Source organism: Rubrobacter aplysinae (assembly GCF_001029505.1).
GTDB lineage: Bacteria > Actinomycetota > Rubrobacteria > Rubrobacterales > Rubrobacteraceae > Rubrobacter_A > Rubrobacter_A aplysinae.
Genome location: NZ_LEKH01000004.1, coordinates 86046 through 101450, shown reverse-complemented (window position 1 = coordinate 101450; position 15405 = coordinate 86046). Strand labels below are relative to the sequence as shown.

Here is a 15405-nt window from a genome sequence, read left to right as displayed (position 1 = left end):
TCCCAGTATGCCTGAGTCCAATGCTTCCGTGTCCGGCACCCCGCATACGCCGCGCCTCGTACACCGCAACCACGGTCTGTTCTCCGACCATTACCTTGAGAACACGCTACCGGGGCTACCGGGCTGGGAGGAGCTCCTGGAGGAGGCTCGGCCCGTGCGGGCGGCGGTAGCGGAGAAGTTGGCCGGGTACGTGCCGGACGAGAGCGAGTCACAGGTCGAGCAGGACCTGATCCGTCCCGTCCTGCGGCTGCTCGGGCACGAGGCCTTCCAGGTACAGGCCCCGCTCACAACGCCTGGCAGCACCCAGTACCCGGACTACGTCTTCTACGGCGAAGAAGAAGCCCTGAATGAGAACAAGGGCACGACCCTCACCGCCGAGAGCCTGGCTGGGCGGGCCTACGCCGTCGGGGACGCGAAGTACTGGGAGCGCCCGCTCGACCTCTCCCTCAAGCGCAAGGGAGACACCTTCACGAACAAGAACCCGGGCTTTCAGATCTCCTTCTACATGCAGCACTCCGGCGTGGAGTGGGGAATCCTGACGAACGGTAGGCTGTGGCGGCTGTACCACCGCGACTCCGCCCACCGCCTCGACACCTTCTACGAGGTGGATCTCACCGAGGCGCTGGAGTCGGACGAGGCTTTCGTGTACCTCTACGCCTTCTTCCGGCGCGGGGCCTTCGACGATGGATCCCAAGTACCGCTCTCGAATGCCGCATTCCTGGAGCAGAGCGCCGAGTACGCCCGCGCCGTCGGGGAGGGCCTCAGGCAGCAGGTGTACGAGGCTCTCCGGCATCTCTCGCAGGGCTTTCTGGATCACCCGTCGAACCAGCTTTCCCCCGATGAGGGCACGCTGCGCGAGGTGTACGACGCCTCGCTCATAGTGCTGTACCGGCTGCTCTTCGTGCTGTACGCAGAGTCGCGCGGGCTGTTGCCGATCTCGGAGAGCGAGCGCTACCGCGAGAGCTACAGCCTCTACGCCGTCAAGCACGAGGTCGCCGAGGACCTGGACCGGGGCCACGCCCTGCTGCCGACCACCGCCCGCATGTGGCAGCGCCTCAAAGACCTGTTCGCCATCATAGATCAGGGCAGCCCGCCGCTTGCGGTCGCGACGTTCAACGGCGGCCTGTTCGACCCGGCGCGGCACCCGTTCCTGGAGCGTAACGCCGTCGGCGACGAGCACCTCCAGAAAGCGATAGACCGCCTCGCCCGCGTGGAGGGCGAGTTTGTGGACTACCGGGACCTGGCCGAACGTCACCTGGGCACGATCTACGAGAGCCTGCTGGAGTTCCACCCCGTCCCGGCTGCTCAGAAAGCTCAGGAAGAACAGAACGATTCTGGCTGGACCGTGGATCTGGTAAACGACAAGGGTGAGCGTCACACCTCGGGCGCGTACTACACGCCGGACTACGTGGTGAAGTACATCGTGGACGAGACTCTCGGACCACTGCTCCGAGAGGCCGTCGCCGGGGAGGAGAACGACGAGGGGAGGATACGGGCCGTCTTGGAGCTTGACGTGCTCGACCCGGCGATGGGCAGCGGCCACTTCCTCGTCGAGGCTACGGAGTACGTCGCCCGCTTCCTGGTCGGGCTCGGAGTCTCCGAAGCGGAAGAGGCGGAGGACGAGGCTAACGCCGGAGCAGGCGCGGAGCTGGCGTACTGGAAGCGGCGGGTTGCGCAGTCGTGCGTGTACGGGGTGGACCTGAACCCGCTGGCGGTCGAGCTGGCGAAGCTCTCGCTGTGGCTCTCGACGGTCGCCAAAGACCGGCCGCTCTCGTTCCTGGACCATCACCTGCGAACCGGAAACTCACTCGTAGGGGCGAGCGTCGGCGCGCTGGACACTGGCGGCTCGGGTAATAAGAATCAGAAAAAGCGCAAGAAGAGCGGCAAGGGAGCTCCCGGCGGCGGACAGCTCTCGATGCTCTCGGACGACTCCTTCCGGCAGAGCATGTCCACGGCGGTAAGTAATATGTGGATGATCGAGGGCACCCCCGCCGAGACCGTCGCGGAAGTCAAGGAGCAGGAGGAACTGTACGGGCGGCTGCGCGAAGAGTTGACCCGCCGCTACGCCCGGCTCGCCGACCTCTCGGCGGCGGCGCGGTTCGGTCTTAGCGTGGACCGGGAGCTTTTCAGGTTCGTCGCGGATCACGCCTCCGGCACCGCCCCGCACGCGACCCCCCGCCAGTTCGAGCGCTGGATCGAGGAGGCAGCCGGGATGTCCGCCGAGCACCGTTTCTTCCACTTCGAGCTTGAGTTCCCGGAGGTATTCTTCGACCGCTACGGCAGGCCGCTGGGCGCGGAGTCCGGCTTCGACGCGGTAATCGGCAACCCGCCCTACATCCGGCAGGAGTCGCTCGGGGAGATAAAGCCGTACCTCAAGGCCGCGTTCCCCGAGACCTACCACGGCACGGCCGACCTGTACGTGTACTTCTACCAGCAGGGCCTCGAAAGCCTGCGCGCCGGCGGCAGGATGGGCTACATCGTCACCAACAAGTGGCTCCGCTCCGGCTACGGCGGGCCGCTCCGGGCGTACTTCGCCCTCTCGGGCGCGGTCGAGAAGATCGTGGACTTCGGCCACGCGCCGGTCTTCCCCGACGCCGACGTGTTCCCCTGCATCCTGATCCTGCACAAGCCGGAGGAATCCGGGAGCGATGAAATCCCGGAGGAGCGAGAGGCCGAGGTCGCGACCTTCCCCCGCGAGGAGCTGCACCGGACCCCGATCCCGGACTACGTCGCCCAGAACGCCCACCGCAAGCGCCACTCCCGCTTCGGTTCGGACTCCTGGAGCCTGGAGCCCGCCGAGGTTGACGACCTGATGCAGCGCATCCGGGCCGCCGGGAGCCCGCTCGCCGAGTACGCCGGGGTCGAGCCGGCCTATGGCATCAAGACCGGCCTGAACGACGCGTTCCTCATAGACACGGCGACCAGGGAGCGGCTCGTGCGCGAGGACCCGGCGTCGCGGGAGATTATCAAGCCCTACCTGCGCGGCCAGGACATAAAACGCTGGTCCCCGGACTGGCAGGATCTGTGGATGATCGTGCTGGCCTCCAGCGAGAACCGCGCCTGGCCCTGGAGCAACCGGCCCGAAGCCGAGGCCGAGGAGACATTCCGTCGCACCCACCCCGCCCTCCACGCCCACGTGAAGCCGCTGGAGGCGAGGCTCCGCAAGCGCAGCGACCGGGGCCGCTACTGGTGGGAGCTACGCTCCTGCTCCTACTACGAGCTCTTCGAGCAGCCGAAGATCATCCACACCGACATTACCTGGCGGCCGCAGTTCGCCTTTACCGAGGAGCCGACGTATCTGGTAAACACGGCTTACCTGTGGAGCACGTCGGACCAGTGGATTCTGACGGTGCTCAACTCGCCGCTGATGTGGTCCTACATGTGGCGCAACGCCATGCACGGCAAGGACGAGGCGCTGCGTCTGATCTATTCGTTCGTCGAGAAGCTCCCAATAGCCTCGCCCACGGACGCCGCGAGACAGGAGGCGGATACGGCGGCGGGCCGACTGGTCGAGATCCGGGGCACAGAGCACGCCGCCCGCCGGGAGACGCTGGACTGGCTGCGGGTCGAGCTCGGCGTCGAGAAGCCCGGCCAGAAGCTAGAGGACTTCGCCGCGCTCACCGGGGAGGAGTTTGTAGAGGAGGTCCGAAAGCGCCGCCCGAAAGGAGCCCCGCGCCTCACCCCAGCCGGACTAAAGGAGCTCAGGAGCGTATACACCGAGCAGGCCACGCCCGTGCAGGACCGGCGCGCCGAGGCCGCCGGGCTCGAACGCCGCCTCTCGGATCTCGTAAACGCCGCCTACGGCCTCACCGACGCGGAGATAGACCTGCTCTGGAGGACCGCCCCGCCCCGGATGCCGCGCTTTTGAGGTAAGCCGTTACAATCCTTGAGTGGAGGTAGCGCGCTCGATAAACGACGTGCCGGTTCGGTTAACGGACGAACGATGGGAACACGTAGTCTCCCATCACCCGGAACTGGGCGGCCAACGAGAGTTGCTTCTTGAGACTATAGCGAACCCTGACCTGATCCAGGAGGGCGACTACGGGGCTCTACTGGCGATTCGGCGCTATCCACAAACACCGCTTGGGAGCAAGCATCTAACGGTGGTATATCGGGAGGCAAGCGCAAGCGACGGATTCGTACTCACGGCGTACCTGACCAGAAGGCCCTCAGCTAGAAGGGAGAGCATATGGAAGCGGCGATGAAGATTCTGGAGAGTACGGAAGACGTCCGGTGGGAATACGACGCAGAGGCCGACGTACTGTATGTCTCCGTGGGAGACCCGCGTCCGGCCACAGGAGTAGATATCGGTGAAGGAGCGGTAGCCCGCTACGACGAGGAGAACAACGAGCTTGTAGGCGTCACGCTAATAGGCTTGAGAGCCCGGCTGCTAGAAGGCTTGGGCTGAGACCGCCGCAGGCGCGGGCCCACTCTGGCGAATTGTCCTCGCAGAGTGCCCGCACCGAGGCCACGAAGCTTGAGCGCCGCCTCTCGGAGCTCGTAAACGCCGCCTACGGCCTCACCGACGCGGAGATAGACCTGCTCTGGAGGACCGCCCCGCCCAGGATGCCTCGGTATTGAGATGAGCTACCCGGAACCGACGTACATCTACCACTTCACACACGCTAAGAACCTGCCAGCTATTTTGAGTGCCGGGCGTGTCTATTGCCAATCCCAATTGCCAGAAGGCAAGAGGGAAGTGGATTTATCGCACTTGGATTTGCAAGATAAGCGGCGTCGAAAGCACACAGGATGCGGCCCAGGAGGCACCCTCCATGATTTTGTTCCTTTCTACTTTGCGCCGCGCTCGCCGATGATGTACAGACACTCAAAGAACCATACAGAACAGTATCAAGGCGGCACCACTCCTCTGATCTATCTGGTGTCGACTGTGCAGCGCATACAGGAACACAGGTTAGAATTTGTGTTCTCAGACGGTCATCCAGTCGTTCCGCTTTTCTCGAAATTCTACGATGACATAGGTCATTTGGGGGAAATAGACTGGAAACTTATGAGGTCAAGATACTGGTTTGACACGGTAGGTGACCCTGACAGAAGCCGTCGTCGTATGGCCGAATTTCTCGTATACGGCGAGTTTCCCTGGGATGCGGTAGAGTTTTTGGCCGTCAAGAACGTAAGATTAAAGGAGAGGCTAGAAGGCTATCTACAAAGGGAGTGGCCGCACCGGATCAAGCCGGTCAGGGTAGAGGCTGGCTGGTACTTTTAGTATTTAGTAATCTAGCCACCAGAGGATTGGGTCTACGAGGGATTAAAGGGTAAAGGGATGATCGAATTCCGCCGCAACAACCTGCTCGCGGCAGACGCCGAGGCGCTGGTCAACTCGGTTAATACCGTCGGCGTCATGGGCAAGGGCGTCGCGCTACAGTTCAAGAAGAAGTTCCCCGGCAACTTCAAGGAGTACGAGCGCGCCTGCAAGCACGATGAGGTAGAGGTGGGCAAGATGTTCACCGTCGAGTTGGACAGCCTCACGAACCCCAGGTACATAATCAACTTCCCCACGAAGAAGCACTGGCGCGGCGCTTCACGCCTGGAGTACGTAGAGCAAGGGCTTGAGGCGCTGGTGAGCGAGATTCGCCGTCTAGACTTGAATTCCATAGCGATACCACCGCTGGGGTGTGGCAACGGAGGTCTGAGCTGGGAACATGAGGTGCGCCCGCTCATCGAAGAGGTTCTGTTGCAAGTGCCAGAGGTGAAAGCATATGTGTACGAGCCCTCCGAAGAGGCGAAGCCTACAACTCTTGAAGCCGAGGGCGAGAGACCGAGTCTTACTAACTTACGGGCGACTATGATACAGCTCGTTGGTGCGTACAAGGCCTCGCACTACAGGCTCGGCCGCACCGTGGCACAGAAGTTGGCGTACTTCGCCCAGGCGGCCGGAGAGGAGACGTTCGGCCTCAAGTTCGAAGCTCATCGGTACGGTCCATACGCAGAGAATCTTAACTTCGTCCTACAAAAGCTGGAAGGACACTACATCACCGGTTACGGCGACCGTAGCGGCGGCTCTGATATAGAACTCTTGCCGAATGCAGAAGAGGAAGCGAGAGACTATCTCCGAGATCACCCCGATACAGAGGAAAACATCGAGCATGTGTCGCGCCTGATCGAAGGCTTCGAGACCCCCTACGGCCTTGAGCTACTGGCGACCGTTCACTGGGCGGCCACCGAGAGAGAAGAGACCTCTCTAGAGGAAGTGACGAGAACGGTCCAGAGCTGGAGCCGCAGAAAAGAGCACCTCTTTAGCGAAGACCATATCTCCATCGCCTGGCAGCACCTAAAAGAAGAAGGCTGGCTATCCGTGAACACAGCCGTAAGTAACGCATAGCTCAGAGCATCGTCTCCAGGTAAGCAGAGGCTTGATCGCGGCTCACGCTCGAGAAGCCATCGAGGAAGTCGTCCAGCGAGTGACCGGCCTCCAGATAATCCACGAGCGTATGCACGGGGACGCGGGTACCCGAGAAGACCAGAGTCCCACCCATGACCTCGGAATCACAGGAGACCACCTGCCCCTTCTCCAAATCCACCACCTTCCCTACACGTCTCTTCTTTCTGTTTGTTTATTATTGTCACACAGCAGACACCCTGGTGGGGCTCGTAAACGCCACCCACGGCCCCACCGAAGCCGAGACAGACCTGCTCTGGAGGACCGAGCCGCCTAGTACGCCACGGTTCTTGTAACATTGTGGGTGGTATGGACGTAGACAAGGAAGACGTGGAAACGGAGCGCCGTGGCGATCTGGCAGTATCCGAATAGCACTGGGGCGCTGGCCTTCGTGGTCGTTGGAGGGGAGAAGCTCGCCTCCGGGCGGGACAGGGCCATGATCTCCTTCAGGGCCGACGGCTCTGAGAGGATGGACGTGTACCGGCTGCGGGGCCACGACGAGACCGCCGAGCCCGTGCTGGAGGACGTACCCGCCGACGGCGGGCCGGTCGAGGAGAAGTGTATCTGGATAGCAGAGGGATAACGTCCGTAGCGAAGTCGGCCCCGCGCGTGTAACGTACCCCCCATGAACGCTGGCGACTCCGGCTACTGGCGGGACGGGGACAACCTCGACCGGCTCGCGCATCTCGCGGCCTTTCCAGAGCAGAACCCGAACCCGGTCGTGGAGCTCGACGACCGGGGCCTCCTCTACGCCAACCCGGCGGCGCTGGCGCTTTTCCCGGATCTCCGGCAGAGGGAGGAGGCGCATGGCTTGATCTCCGCCGCCAGACGCATCGCCTCCGGGCTGCGGGAGTCCGGCCCGCTCTCGGGCACGGGCGAGGCAGATCTGGAGGGGACGGCCTACGAGCTGGAGGTCTACCTCGTGCCGGGCACCGGCGGCATTCGGGTCTACGCCTCGGACATCACCGGACGCCGGGAGGCCTGGAGTCTTCTGGAGGAGAGCGAGCGGCGATTCCGGCAGCTCTTCGATAGCACGGTGGAGGCCATCTTTCTGCACGACGCGGAGGGCCGCATCGTGGACTGTAACGAGGAGGCCTGCGCGTCTCTCGGGTACAGCCGGGAGGAGCTGCTCTCGCTGTCGGTCGCGGACTTCGCCTCGGACGTCATACCAAAAGAGGAGCGCCGCCGACGCGCGGACACGCCCTGGCGCAAGGCCCTGCGCGCCGGCCCCGGCCTCCAGAGCACCTTCCACAAGAACGAGCACCGGCGTAAGGACGGCGGCACCTTCCCGGTCGAGGTCGGCATCGGCGCGATGGACTACGGCAGAGAGCGGCTGGTGCTGGCCTCCGCCAGGGACATCTCCGGCCGCCGGCGTCTGGAGGAGGAGCTCGCCTACCGCACGCACCACGACCCCCCGACGGGCCTGCCCAACAGCGAGCTGCTCGACGCCCGCCTGAAAAACGCCCTGGCCCGCGCCAGACGCCGCCAGAGCCGCCTGACGGTCATGCTGCTGAGGGTCGGAGGAGTGGACCGGGCCCGGGAACGACTCGGCTACCGGGCCGGGGACCGGCTGCTAGACGGGGTAGCCCGGCGCATGGGCGGCTGTCTCGGGCCGGAGGATACCGTCGCCAGAACGGGCGGCGACGACCTCGCGGTGATCGTCGAGAGCGCCGGAGACGAGGAAACGGCGACGAGGATCATCCTGGAGATCCTCGAAGCCCTCCGCGACCCGCTGCCGCTCGATGAAGCGGAGATCCAGACCGAGATCACGGCCGGTATCGCCCTCGCGCCCCGCGAGGGGCCAGGCGGAGAACCGGAAGAGAAGCCTGAAGAGGGACCAGAAGAGGCGCTCGACGCGGCCTACGAGTCAATGTGCAGGGCCCGGCTCAGGGGCGAGCCGTACGAGCTCTCCTCCTGAGCTCTCCTCCCAAGTCCTTCTCCTGAGCACCCGTAACTCCCCGGCCGGAGGCATGCTCCCCGGAATAGCACCGTTTCCCCGGAGAGGCCTGGATACGGCACCGCCGCGCCCGGGACGTATCCTCCCGGCAATACCCGGACACTTCCTGCGGAGAGCCCCTCCTGATAGTCTGTCCCCTGCGCGGCCGCGTTTTGGGGTCTTCACTTCTACGCTGTCTACGCCGCGCGGAACCGGAGAGCTAGGAGGCTGGCGATGTTTCAGATGCGGGATCTCATGACCCCGGCGCCCGTGACGCTCGGGACGGGGTCCACGGCGGCGGAGGCCCTGGCCCTTTGTAACGAGCACGAGATACGCCACGTCATCGTCCTGGAGGGGGGCGATGGAGGCAAGCTCGCGGGCATACTCTCCGACCGGGACCTCAGGGACGCGAGCCCGGCCATAGGCGCGGACACGGATCAGAAGACCGCGCTGGAGAAGCTCACGGTCCGGGAGATAATGACCCCGGACCCGATCACGGTCCATCCCCAGGACCTCGTCGGGTTCGCCGCCCAGGAGATGTACGAGCGCAAGATAGACGCGCTGCCCGTCATCTCCGAGGACGGCGACGAGGAGGAGCTTATCGGGATCGTCACCTCCACCGACGTGATGCGGGCGCTCGTCACCCTCACCGGGGTCCACGAGCCCGGCACCCAGGTCCAGGTAACGGCTCCGGACCGAGCCGGGATCATCGCCGAGGTCGCCGACGAGATCCGGGCGCTCGACGCCGACATAGTCAGCGTCCTCTCCCGGCCCGAGAAAAAGTTCGAGAACCGGACCATGATCTTCCGCCTCGCCGTCGAGGACCCCTCGACCGTCGTCCAGAGCCTGGAGATGGCCGGATACTCGGCCTCCTGGCTCACCATCCCCCGCCGTCCCCGCCGCTAAATGCGCCTGCACGGTTAGCACAACCAACACGGCTAGCGTAGCTGGCAGGTAAACCGGGCTCGAAATCCGACCCTCCGGCGATATACTCGGCCCTCGTTCGGATCCGGCGGATCCGACAGGTTCAGCGAACTCGAAAGGCTCTGGAGGAACACTTGACGGACACGGCGACACACCCGGTCACGGAGGGGGCATCCACCGTCCCCCTATTCGAGCTGCCCGACGAACGGGGCGGCGCTTTCAGCCTGCCGGAGAGGCTACCCGAGGGTCCGGTGGTGCTCCTGTTCTACCGGGGCGACTGGTGACCGTACTGCAACGGGCAGCTAGTTAGCTTCGCCAGGAGATACGAAGAGATCGAAAGCCGCGGGGCGCGGATCGCCGGGGTCAGCGTGGACCCGCCAGAGAGCAACCGGGCGATGGTCGAGAAGCTCGCCCTGCCGTTCCCGCTACTCAGCGACCCCGAAGGCGAGCTCGCGAAGCGGTGCGGCGTGTGGAACGAGAGCGAGGGCGTGGCCGAGCCCGCAATCGTCGTGCTCGACGCCTCCGGCAAGGTCCGCTACGCCTACACCGGCGGCAAGGACTTCTCCGACCGGCCCGCCGAGGACGCGGTGATCTCGGCCCTCGACGACGCCGGGAACGCCAGCGGCAACAGCAGTACGACCGGCGCCGACGAGCCCGAGATCCAGTACACCGCCGAGGAGGCCGCCGAGAAGACGGTCCGCCCCGAGCGCCAGCCGATGCCACTCGAAAGCCTGCGGCCCTACTACCTCGGCGCGTACTTCAGCTGCGTCGCCCTCAAGAAGCGTCTGGGCGAGACCGAGGCCGGCCGGGAGGTGGACGAGTACCGCGAAATCGTCGAGCGCTACAACGAGGCGGTGCGCCAGACCCTGAAGATGAAAGGCTAGCAGAGCTGGACCCTTTCCCGGAGAAACCGCGGCGGCTACTCGTCTTCGCACCCGCCGCGGAGGACGCCCGCCTCCTCCGGCAGCGAGAGCTGCTCTCCGGCGCAGCGGAGGGGCTCTCCGACCGGGACCTGCGGGTCGAGTACCTGACCGGAGACCGGGCCGCGCCCGCCCGGCGGGAGTACGGCGTCGCTGCGGACGTTTTCGCGGCCCTTCTCGTGGGCCGGGACGGCGGCGTGAAACGCCGCTACCCGGAGCTCGTCGCCTCGGACGAGCTGTTCGGCCACGTAGACGAGATGCCCCTGCGCCGCCGGGAGATGCGAGAGGCGGAAGAGGGGCGTGAGGGTCGCGGGGAAGGACCTTGAGCAGGCAGGAGATCCTGACCCAGCCTTTCGTAGAGGAGCTCGAGAACGGGCGGCGCAGGCCGCGGGCCCTGTGGCGCATACTGGCGCAGCTCGTGCTCTTTCTGGTGGCTAGCGCGTTCCTGACCGCGCCGCTCGTGCTGGTCTTTGCCGCCATGGGCGCGCCCGGCGGCGGTTCTCCACAGCCGTCGGGGGGCGGTCTGCTGCTCATCAGCAGCGTCGCCTCGCTGCTCGCGGCCCTCCTGGCGGTGTGGGCGGCGGGGCGTTTTTTGGACCGGCGGCGGCTGCGGGACTACGGGCTGAGGCTGAACCGGGGGTGGTGGTTGGATCTCGGCTTCGGCCTAGCGCTGGGAGCCGCGCTAATGACGGCGATCTTCCTGATAGAGCTCGGTATGGGCTGGGTGAGCGTTACCGGGGGCTTTGCGACCGGCTCTCCGGGCGGCGCGCCATTCTGGCTCGCCATACTCGGCCCGGTGGCGACGTTCGTGTGCGTCGGAGTGTACGAGGAGCTGCTCACCCGGGGTTATCAGCTCAAGAACATCTCCGAAGGGCTCGGGGGTGTGATCGGCCCTCGGACGGCGATCCTCACCGCCTGGATACTGACCTCCTCGGTGTTCGGCCTGCTGCACCTGCCGAACCCGAACTCCACGCTCCTAAGCACGGTAAATATCGCCCTGGCCGGGCTCATGCTCGGGGCAGGCTACATCCTCGGCGGTAGCCTGGCCATCCCGATAGGGCTCCACATTACCTGGAACTTCTTCCAGGCCGGCGTATTCGGCTTCCCGGTAAGCGGCCTCGACTCCGGGCGGGCCAGCTTCCTCGCCGTCGAGCAGGGCGGTCCCGAGGCGTGGACCGGCGGGCCCTTCGGCCCCGAGGCCGGGCTGCTCACGGTGTTCGCCACCCTACTCGGGGTGCTCCTGATCTCGCTCTGGATGCGCCTGCGAAATGGCAAGGTGGGCCTGCACCTGCCGCTGGCCGCCCGCCCGGGGGATCACGCCTCGAACTCCGGTCCTTCCGCAGAATCCGCAGAGCCCCGGTAGAACTCCATCCCCAGCGGCGGGTCCTCGCGCTCGGCCGCGAGCCGGGCGGCGAGATCCGAGGCGTGCAGCTCCAGCCTGTGCCCGTCGGGGTCCGTGAAGTACAGCGACGTACCCTCGGTGCCGTTTCTCTGCCAGAGCCGCGCCCCCGCTCCGAGAACGCGACGGCTCGCCTCGTCGAAATCCTCTGGACCGACGGTAAATGCGGCGTGAGTGTAGTCCGGGTGCGGGTTATCCTGGACGGCGGGGTCGGCGATGAGCGTGATCCAGTCCTCCCCGGTCAGCAGGTACGCGCCTCCCTCCCACCGCGCCACCGGCGAAAGCCCGAGCGCCCGGGTATAGAAGTCGAACGAGACCCCCAGATTGGAGACGGCGAAGGTCAGGTGGTTGAGGCCCCGTATCATGGGCCTATTCTAGCCCGGTCCACGGCTCAACCCGCACCGGGGGCGCGTGAGAGGCGTTTGCCTTTGGCTCGGGCGGGGAATCTGGGTCTTTCCACTACTAATTTACGCCGAGAGGCTGTGAAAGGTGAACGCTATGAGCTCCGACCAAAACGACCAGAACGACCAGAACAGCCCGCAGTCAGACTATCCGTTCCCGGAGTTTGGCGAGCAGAGCCAGGAGCATCCGGGCCTCGCGGGGCGCATGAGCCCGGTACCCGACCACGGCGAGGATAGCTACCAGGGCTCCGGCAAGCTACAGGGGCGCGCGGCCGTGATCACCGGCGGCGACTCCGGCATCGGGCGCGCGGTGGCTATCGCTTTCGCCCGCGAGGGAGCGGATGTCCTGATCTCGTACCTCGAAGCGGAGGAGGAGGACGCCAGAGACACCGTCGGTTACATCGAGCAGGCCGGGCACAAGGCGGTTGCCATGCCCGGAGACATCACCGACGAGGAGCAGTGCCGCCGCGTCATAGACCGGGCCGCCGAGGAGTTCGGTCGGCTGGACGTGCTGGTGAACAACGCCGCCTTCCAGATGGCCCGGGGCGGGATAGCCGAGATCCCCGCCGAGGAGTTCGACCACACCTTCAAGACCAACATCTACGCCCCCTTCCACCTCTCAAAGCGGGCGCTGGAGCACATGGTTCCTGGCGGTGTAATCATCAACACCACCTCCATACAGGGCACCGAGCCGAGCAACTCGCTGCTGGCCTACGCCTCCACCAAGGGCGCGCTCGTCGCGTTCAACGAGGGCCTGGCCCAGGAGACGATACAGCGTGGCATCCGGGTAAACTCCGTCGCCCCCGGCCCCGTGTGGGCCCCCCTGATACCGGCCACGCTCCCCGCGGAGTCGGTCTCGGGCTTCGGTCAGGGCTCCCCGACCGGGCGTCCGGCCCAGCCCGCCGAGCTCGCCCCGGCCTACGTGTACCTGGCCTCCGACGAGTCGAGCTACATAAACGGCGAGACCATCGGCGTCACCGGCGGCATGCCCCTCTAGCCCCTGTAGACGGGCCTTGATCCGGAGGCCCCCGGAGCTTAACTTTCCCTCATGGACATATACCGCACGCCAGAGGAACGCTTCAGCAACCTGCCCGGCTTCCCCTACGAGCCCCGCTACCGTGAGTGGGAGGGCATGAGGCTGGCCTACATAGACGAGGGCCCCCGGGATGCCCCGCCCGTCGTGCTGCTGCACGGCGAGCCGACGTGGTCATACCTGTACCGCAAGGTGATGGGCCCGCTCCTCGAAGCCGGGTACCGCTGCGTCGTCCCCGACCTGCCCGGCTTCGGGCGCTCGGACAAGCCCACGGACGACGATTGGTACACCTACGCCCGGCACACCGACGCCATGGTCTCTCTGATGGAGGAGCTGGACCTCTCAAACATAACGCTCGTCGTGCAGGACTGGGGCGGTCCGATAGGCTTCCGGGTGGCGGCCCTGGAATGCCCGGAGCGCGTCGGGCGCTTCGTGGTGATGGACACCGGAGTGTTTACAGGCCACCAGCGGATGAGCCGGGAGTGGCTACAGTTCAGGGACTTCGTCGCCCGCAACCCGGACGTGCCGGTCGGGATGCTGATCGAGCGCGCCACGGTAACCGGTCTCCCGTCGGAGGTGGTCTCCGCCTACGAGGCCCCCTTCCCCGACGAGCGCTCCAAGGCCGGACCCCGAACCTTTCCGCCCCTGATCCCGCTGGAGCCCGACGACCCGGGCGCGGCCGAGGGGCAGCGGGTGGCACAGGCGCTATCCGGCGATGGCCGTCCCGCGCTCTTTCTCTGGGCCGACTCCGACCCCGTGCTGCCGCTGGACCCCGTGGGCCACGCGCTGGCGGAGCTCTTCCCGAACGCGGAAGCCCCGGAGACGGTCGAGAGCGCCGGACACTTCCTGCAGGAGGACGCCGGAGATAGGATCGGGCGCAGAATCTCCGACTGGCTAGTCTCCGACCGGCCCGCAGACTAGGCCACGCGGTAGCCCGCCTTACCCTGGGCCTTTGCCTCGTACATGGCCCGGTCGGCCCGCCGGAGCAGGCTCTTCGTCCACCCCGACGAGTAGTGGGGATCGGGCTTTTCGGATGGCTCGTCCGGCGGCGCGTCTCCGGTTTCCGAAGAGTCTTGTTGCGCTATACCGAGGCTCACGGTGACAGAGGCCTCGAGGCCGCTTTCCGGGAACCTGAACGGCTTTGCGAACTCCTCGGTTATCCTCTGCGCCACCGTGCAAGCGCCCTCCTCGCCGGTGCCCTCCAGTAGCAGCGCGAACTCGTCGCCGCCCAGGCGGCAGACGGTGTCTGAGGGGCGCAGGAGGCCTTCCAGCCGGCGAGAGGCGGCCACCAGCAGCTCGTCGCCGGCGTCATGGCCCCAGGAGTCGTTCACGCTCTTGAAGCCGTCGAGGTCCAGGAGCAGCACCGCCAGGGGCCAGGCCTCACGCCGGGAGCGCTCCAGCGCGTGTTGCAGGCGGTCCTGGAACAGGGCCCGGTTCGGCAGCCCGGTCAGGGAGTCGTGCGTCGCCCGGTAAGCCAGCTCGTCCTCCAGGCGCTTGCGCTCGGTCACGTCGGTGGCGACCCCGACCACGCCCTCGACCTCTCCGGCGGAGTTCCACTGCGGCGAGTAACGGGTGTCGAAGAAGAGCGTGCCGGAAGGCCCTTCTATATCCACTATGTCCACCACCTCATAGCCGGCGAGGGCCCGCCGCATGTGGCCGAGCACGCGGGGCCGGTCCTCGTAGAGCTCGAAGACGGAAACCCCGACGGTCGAGCCGGGAGAGAGCCCGAGGGCCGAGAGCCGGCTGCCGGCGTCGAAGGTGATCACGCCCTCTGTGTCGAAGGCGAACATTATTACCGGCGCGCCCTCCGTGAGGGCCCGCAGACGCCGCTCGCTCTCGGCGAGGGCGCACTCGGTCTGCTTGCGCTCCGTGATCTCGTGCGTGGAGACCACTATGCCGGCCACCTCGGGGTCGTCCGTCAGGTTGACCCCCCGGGACTCGAACCACCGCCAGCGGCCCTCGGCGTCCTTTATCCGGTACTCTACCGGGGGATGCTCTCCGGGCTCCGAGATGCTCCTCTTTACCGACTCCGACATCTTCTCCACGTCGTCGGGGTGGATCATCTCTGTCCACTTACCGCCCTCGGGGCCGCCCTCGAAGTCGTCTATGGGTCTGTAACCCAGTACGCGGTCTATGTTCGGGCTCTCGTACCGGGGCACGCCCCAGGGCTCCATGATGGTGATCATCTCGGAACCGTAGCGGGCGTGTACAGAGAGAGGCAGGTCTCCTCCGTCTCCTCCGTCGTTAGCTAGCTCCAACGGCGCTCCTCTTCGCTCCGGGCCGCTCGGCGAAGGCCGCGAGACCGGGGTACGGCACTGTACGGCGCTCCGGCCGCCGCGAAACTTCGCCTCGCAAGTTTATCCACCGGCAGATTATATAGCCTCCTCCCGGC

Annotated in this window: 16 protein-coding genes and 1 pseudogene; 14 read left to right on the top strand and 3 right to left on the bottom strand. The window is 65.7% G+C overall.

The window, feature by feature from the left end; translation table 11 throughout:
• Positions 1-7 precede the first annotated feature (7 nt).
• The 5 genes from ABD53_RS15770 (at position 8) to darG (ending at position 6343) form a co-directional block, all read left to right on the top strand.
• Positions 8-3868, top strand: coding sequence for an Eco57I restriction-modification methylase domain-containing protein (locus ABD53_RS15770; RefSeq protein WP_084709346.1), 3861 nt, complete (start codon positions 8-10; stop codon positions 3866-3868).
• A 321-nt stretch (positions 3869-4189) separates the two neighbouring features.
• Positions 4190-4408: a DUF2283 domain-containing protein gene (locus ABD53_RS05755; protein ID WP_047864811.1), complete on the top strand. Its 219-nt coding sequence runs from the start codon at positions 4190-4192 to the stop codon at positions 4406-4408.
• 32 nt (positions 4409-4440) lie between these two features.
• The gene (locus ABD53_RS17215; RefSeq protein WP_160309635.1) at positions 4441-4581 is read left to right on the top strand and encodes a hypothetical protein; all 141 of its coding nucleotides are present in this window, start codon (positions 4441-4443) and stop codon (positions 4579-4581) included.
• A 1-nt stretch (position 4582) separates the two neighbouring features.
• Positions 4583-5227 carry a type II toxin-antitoxin system toxin DNA ADP-ribosyl transferase DarT gene (gene darT / locus ABD53_RS05750; protein WP_047864810.1) on the top strand — a complete coding sequence of 215 codons (645 nt, stop codon included), beginning with the start codon at positions 4583-4585 and terminating at the stop codon, positions 5225-5227.
• Between the two features lie 57 nt (positions 5228-5284).
• Positions 5285-6343 (top strand): type II toxin-antitoxin system antitoxin DNA ADP-ribosyl glycohydrolase DarG, encoded by a 1059-nt coding sequence (gene darG / locus ABD53_RS05745; protein WP_047864809.1) that lies wholly within the window; start codon positions 5285-5287, stop codon positions 6341-6343.
• Position 6344: 1 nt separating this feature from the next.
• Here the strand turns inward: darG and ABD53_RS05740 are convergent, their stop codons facing one another.
• A complete protein-coding gene (locus ABD53_RS05740) occupies positions 6345-6536 on the bottom strand; it encodes a DUF433 domain-containing protein (RefSeq protein ID WP_047864808.1) in 192 nt (63 codons plus the stop codon).
• 210 nt (positions 6537-6746) lie between these two features.
• On the opposite strand from ABD53_RS05740, the gene ABD53_RS05735 reads away from it, so the two are divergent.
• The 7 genes and pseudogenes from ABD53_RS05735 (at position 6747) to ABD53_RS05710 (ending at position 11543) form a co-directional block, all read left to right on the top strand.
• On the top strand, positions 6747-6983 hold the full coding sequence (locus ABD53_RS05735; RefSeq protein ID WP_047864807.1) for a hypothetical protein: 237 nt from the start codon (positions 6747-6749) through the stop codon (positions 6981-6983).
• Between the two features lie 42 nt (positions 6984-7025).
• Positions 7026-8318 carry a sensor domain-containing diguanylate cyclase gene (locus ABD53_RS05730; protein WP_047864806.1) on the top strand — a complete coding sequence of 431 codons (1293 nt, stop codon included), beginning with the start codon at positions 7026-7028 and terminating at the stop codon, positions 8316-8318.
• A 252-nt stretch (positions 8319-8570) separates the two neighbouring features.
• Positions 8571-9242, top strand: coding sequence for a CBS and ACT domain-containing protein (locus tag ABD53_RS05725; RefSeq protein WP_047864805.1), 672 nt, complete (start codon positions 8571-8573; stop codon positions 9240-9242).
• A gap of 152 nt (positions 9243-9394) precedes the next feature.
• Positions 9395-9544: a thioredoxin domain-containing protein gene (locus ABD53_RS17210; protein ID WP_160309634.1), complete on the top strand. Its 150-nt coding sequence runs from the start codon at positions 9395-9397 to the stop codon at positions 9542-9544.
• Between the two features lie 12 nt (positions 9545-9556).
• Positions 9557-10144, top strand: a pseudogene (locus tag ABD53_RS15765) (peroxiredoxin family protein); the annotation flags it as partial.
• A 5-nt stretch (positions 10145-10149) separates the two neighbouring features.
• Positions 10150-10506 carry a DUF4174 domain-containing protein gene (locus tag ABD53_RS17920; protein WP_407690108.1) on the top strand — a complete coding sequence of 119 codons (357 nt, stop codon included), beginning with the start codon at positions 10150-10152 and terminating at the stop codon, positions 10504-10506.
• Positions 10503-11543: a CPBP family intramembrane glutamic endopeptidase gene (locus tag ABD53_RS05710; protein ID WP_235401382.1), complete on the top strand. Its 1041-nt coding sequence runs from the start codon at positions 10503-10505 to the stop codon at positions 11541-11543. The genes ABD53_RS17920 and ABD53_RS05710 overlap by 4 nt, the downstream gene beginning before the upstream one ends.
• Here ABD53_RS05710 and ABD53_RS05705 read toward each other — a convergent pair.
• Positions 11495-11944 (bottom strand): VOC family protein, encoded by a 450-nt coding sequence (locus ABD53_RS05705; protein WP_047864803.1) that lies wholly within the window; start codon positions 11942-11944, stop codon positions 11495-11497. The two genes, ABD53_RS05710 and ABD53_RS05705, sit on opposite strands and share 49 nt — an antisense overlap.
• Positions 11945-12077: 133 nt before the next feature.
• Here ABD53_RS05705 and ABD53_RS05700 point away from each other — a divergent pair, with 133 nt between their 5' ends.
• Both ABD53_RS05700 and ABD53_RS05695 read left to right on the top strand, forming a co-directional pair.
• On the top strand, positions 12078-12977 hold the full coding sequence (locus tag ABD53_RS05700; RefSeq protein ID WP_047864802.1) for an SDR family oxidoreductase: 900 nt from the start codon (positions 12078-12080) through the stop codon (positions 12975-12977).
• Between the two features lie 51 nt (positions 12978-13028).
• Positions 13029-13934: a haloalkane dehalogenase gene (locus ABD53_RS05695; protein WP_047864801.1), complete on the top strand. Its 906-nt coding sequence runs from the start codon at positions 13029-13031 to the stop codon at positions 13932-13934.
• On the opposite strand, the gene ABD53_RS05690 is transcribed toward ABD53_RS05695, so the two are convergent.
• On the bottom strand, positions 13931-15271 hold the full coding sequence (locus ABD53_RS05690; RefSeq protein ID WP_047864800.1) for a sensor domain-containing diguanylate cyclase: 1341 nt from the start codon (positions 15269-15271) through the stop codon (positions 13931-13933). The two genes, ABD53_RS05695 and ABD53_RS05690, sit on opposite strands and share 4 nt — an antisense overlap.
• Positions 15272-15405: the final 134 nt, after the last annotated feature.

What these genes read in the sequence shown, in the direction of transcription:
- darG (WP_047864809.1), top strand. Translation starts at nt 5,285, where the DNA reads ATGATCGAATTCCGCCGCAACAACCTGCTCGCGGCAGACGCCGAGGCG.
- ABD53_RS05700 (WP_047864802.1), top strand. Translation starts at nt 12,078, where the DNA reads ATGAGCTCCGACCAAAACGACCAGAACGACCAGAACAGCCCGCAGTCA.
- ABD53_RS05730 (WP_047864806.1), top strand. Translation starts at nt 7,026, where the DNA reads ATGAACGCTGGCGACTCCGGCTACTGGCGGGACGGGGACAACCTCGAC.
- ABD53_RS05725 (WP_047864805.1), top strand. Translation starts at nt 8,571, where the DNA reads ATGTTTCAGATGCGGGATCTCATGACCCCGGCGCCCGTGACGCTCGGG.
- ABD53_RS05705 (WP_047864803.1), bottom strand. Translation starts at nt 11,944, where the DNA reads ATGATACGGGGCCTCAACCACCTGACCTTCGCCGTCTCCAATCTGGGG.
- darT (WP_047864810.1), top strand. Translation starts at nt 4,583, where the DNA reads ATGAGCTACCCGGAACCGACGTACATCTACCACTTCACACACGCTAAG.
- ABD53_RS05755 (WP_047864811.1), top strand. Translation starts at nt 4,190, where the DNA reads ATGGAAGCGGCGATGAAGATTCTGGAGAGTACGGAAGACGTCCGGTGG.
- ABD53_RS15770 (WP_084709346.1), top strand. Translation starts at nt 8, where the DNA reads ATGCCTGAGTCCAATGCTTCCGTGTCCGGCACCCCGCATACGCCGCGC.
- ABD53_RS05695 (WP_047864801.1), top strand. Translation starts at nt 13,029, where the DNA reads ATGGACATATACCGCACGCCAGAGGAACGCTTCAGCAACCTGCCCGGC.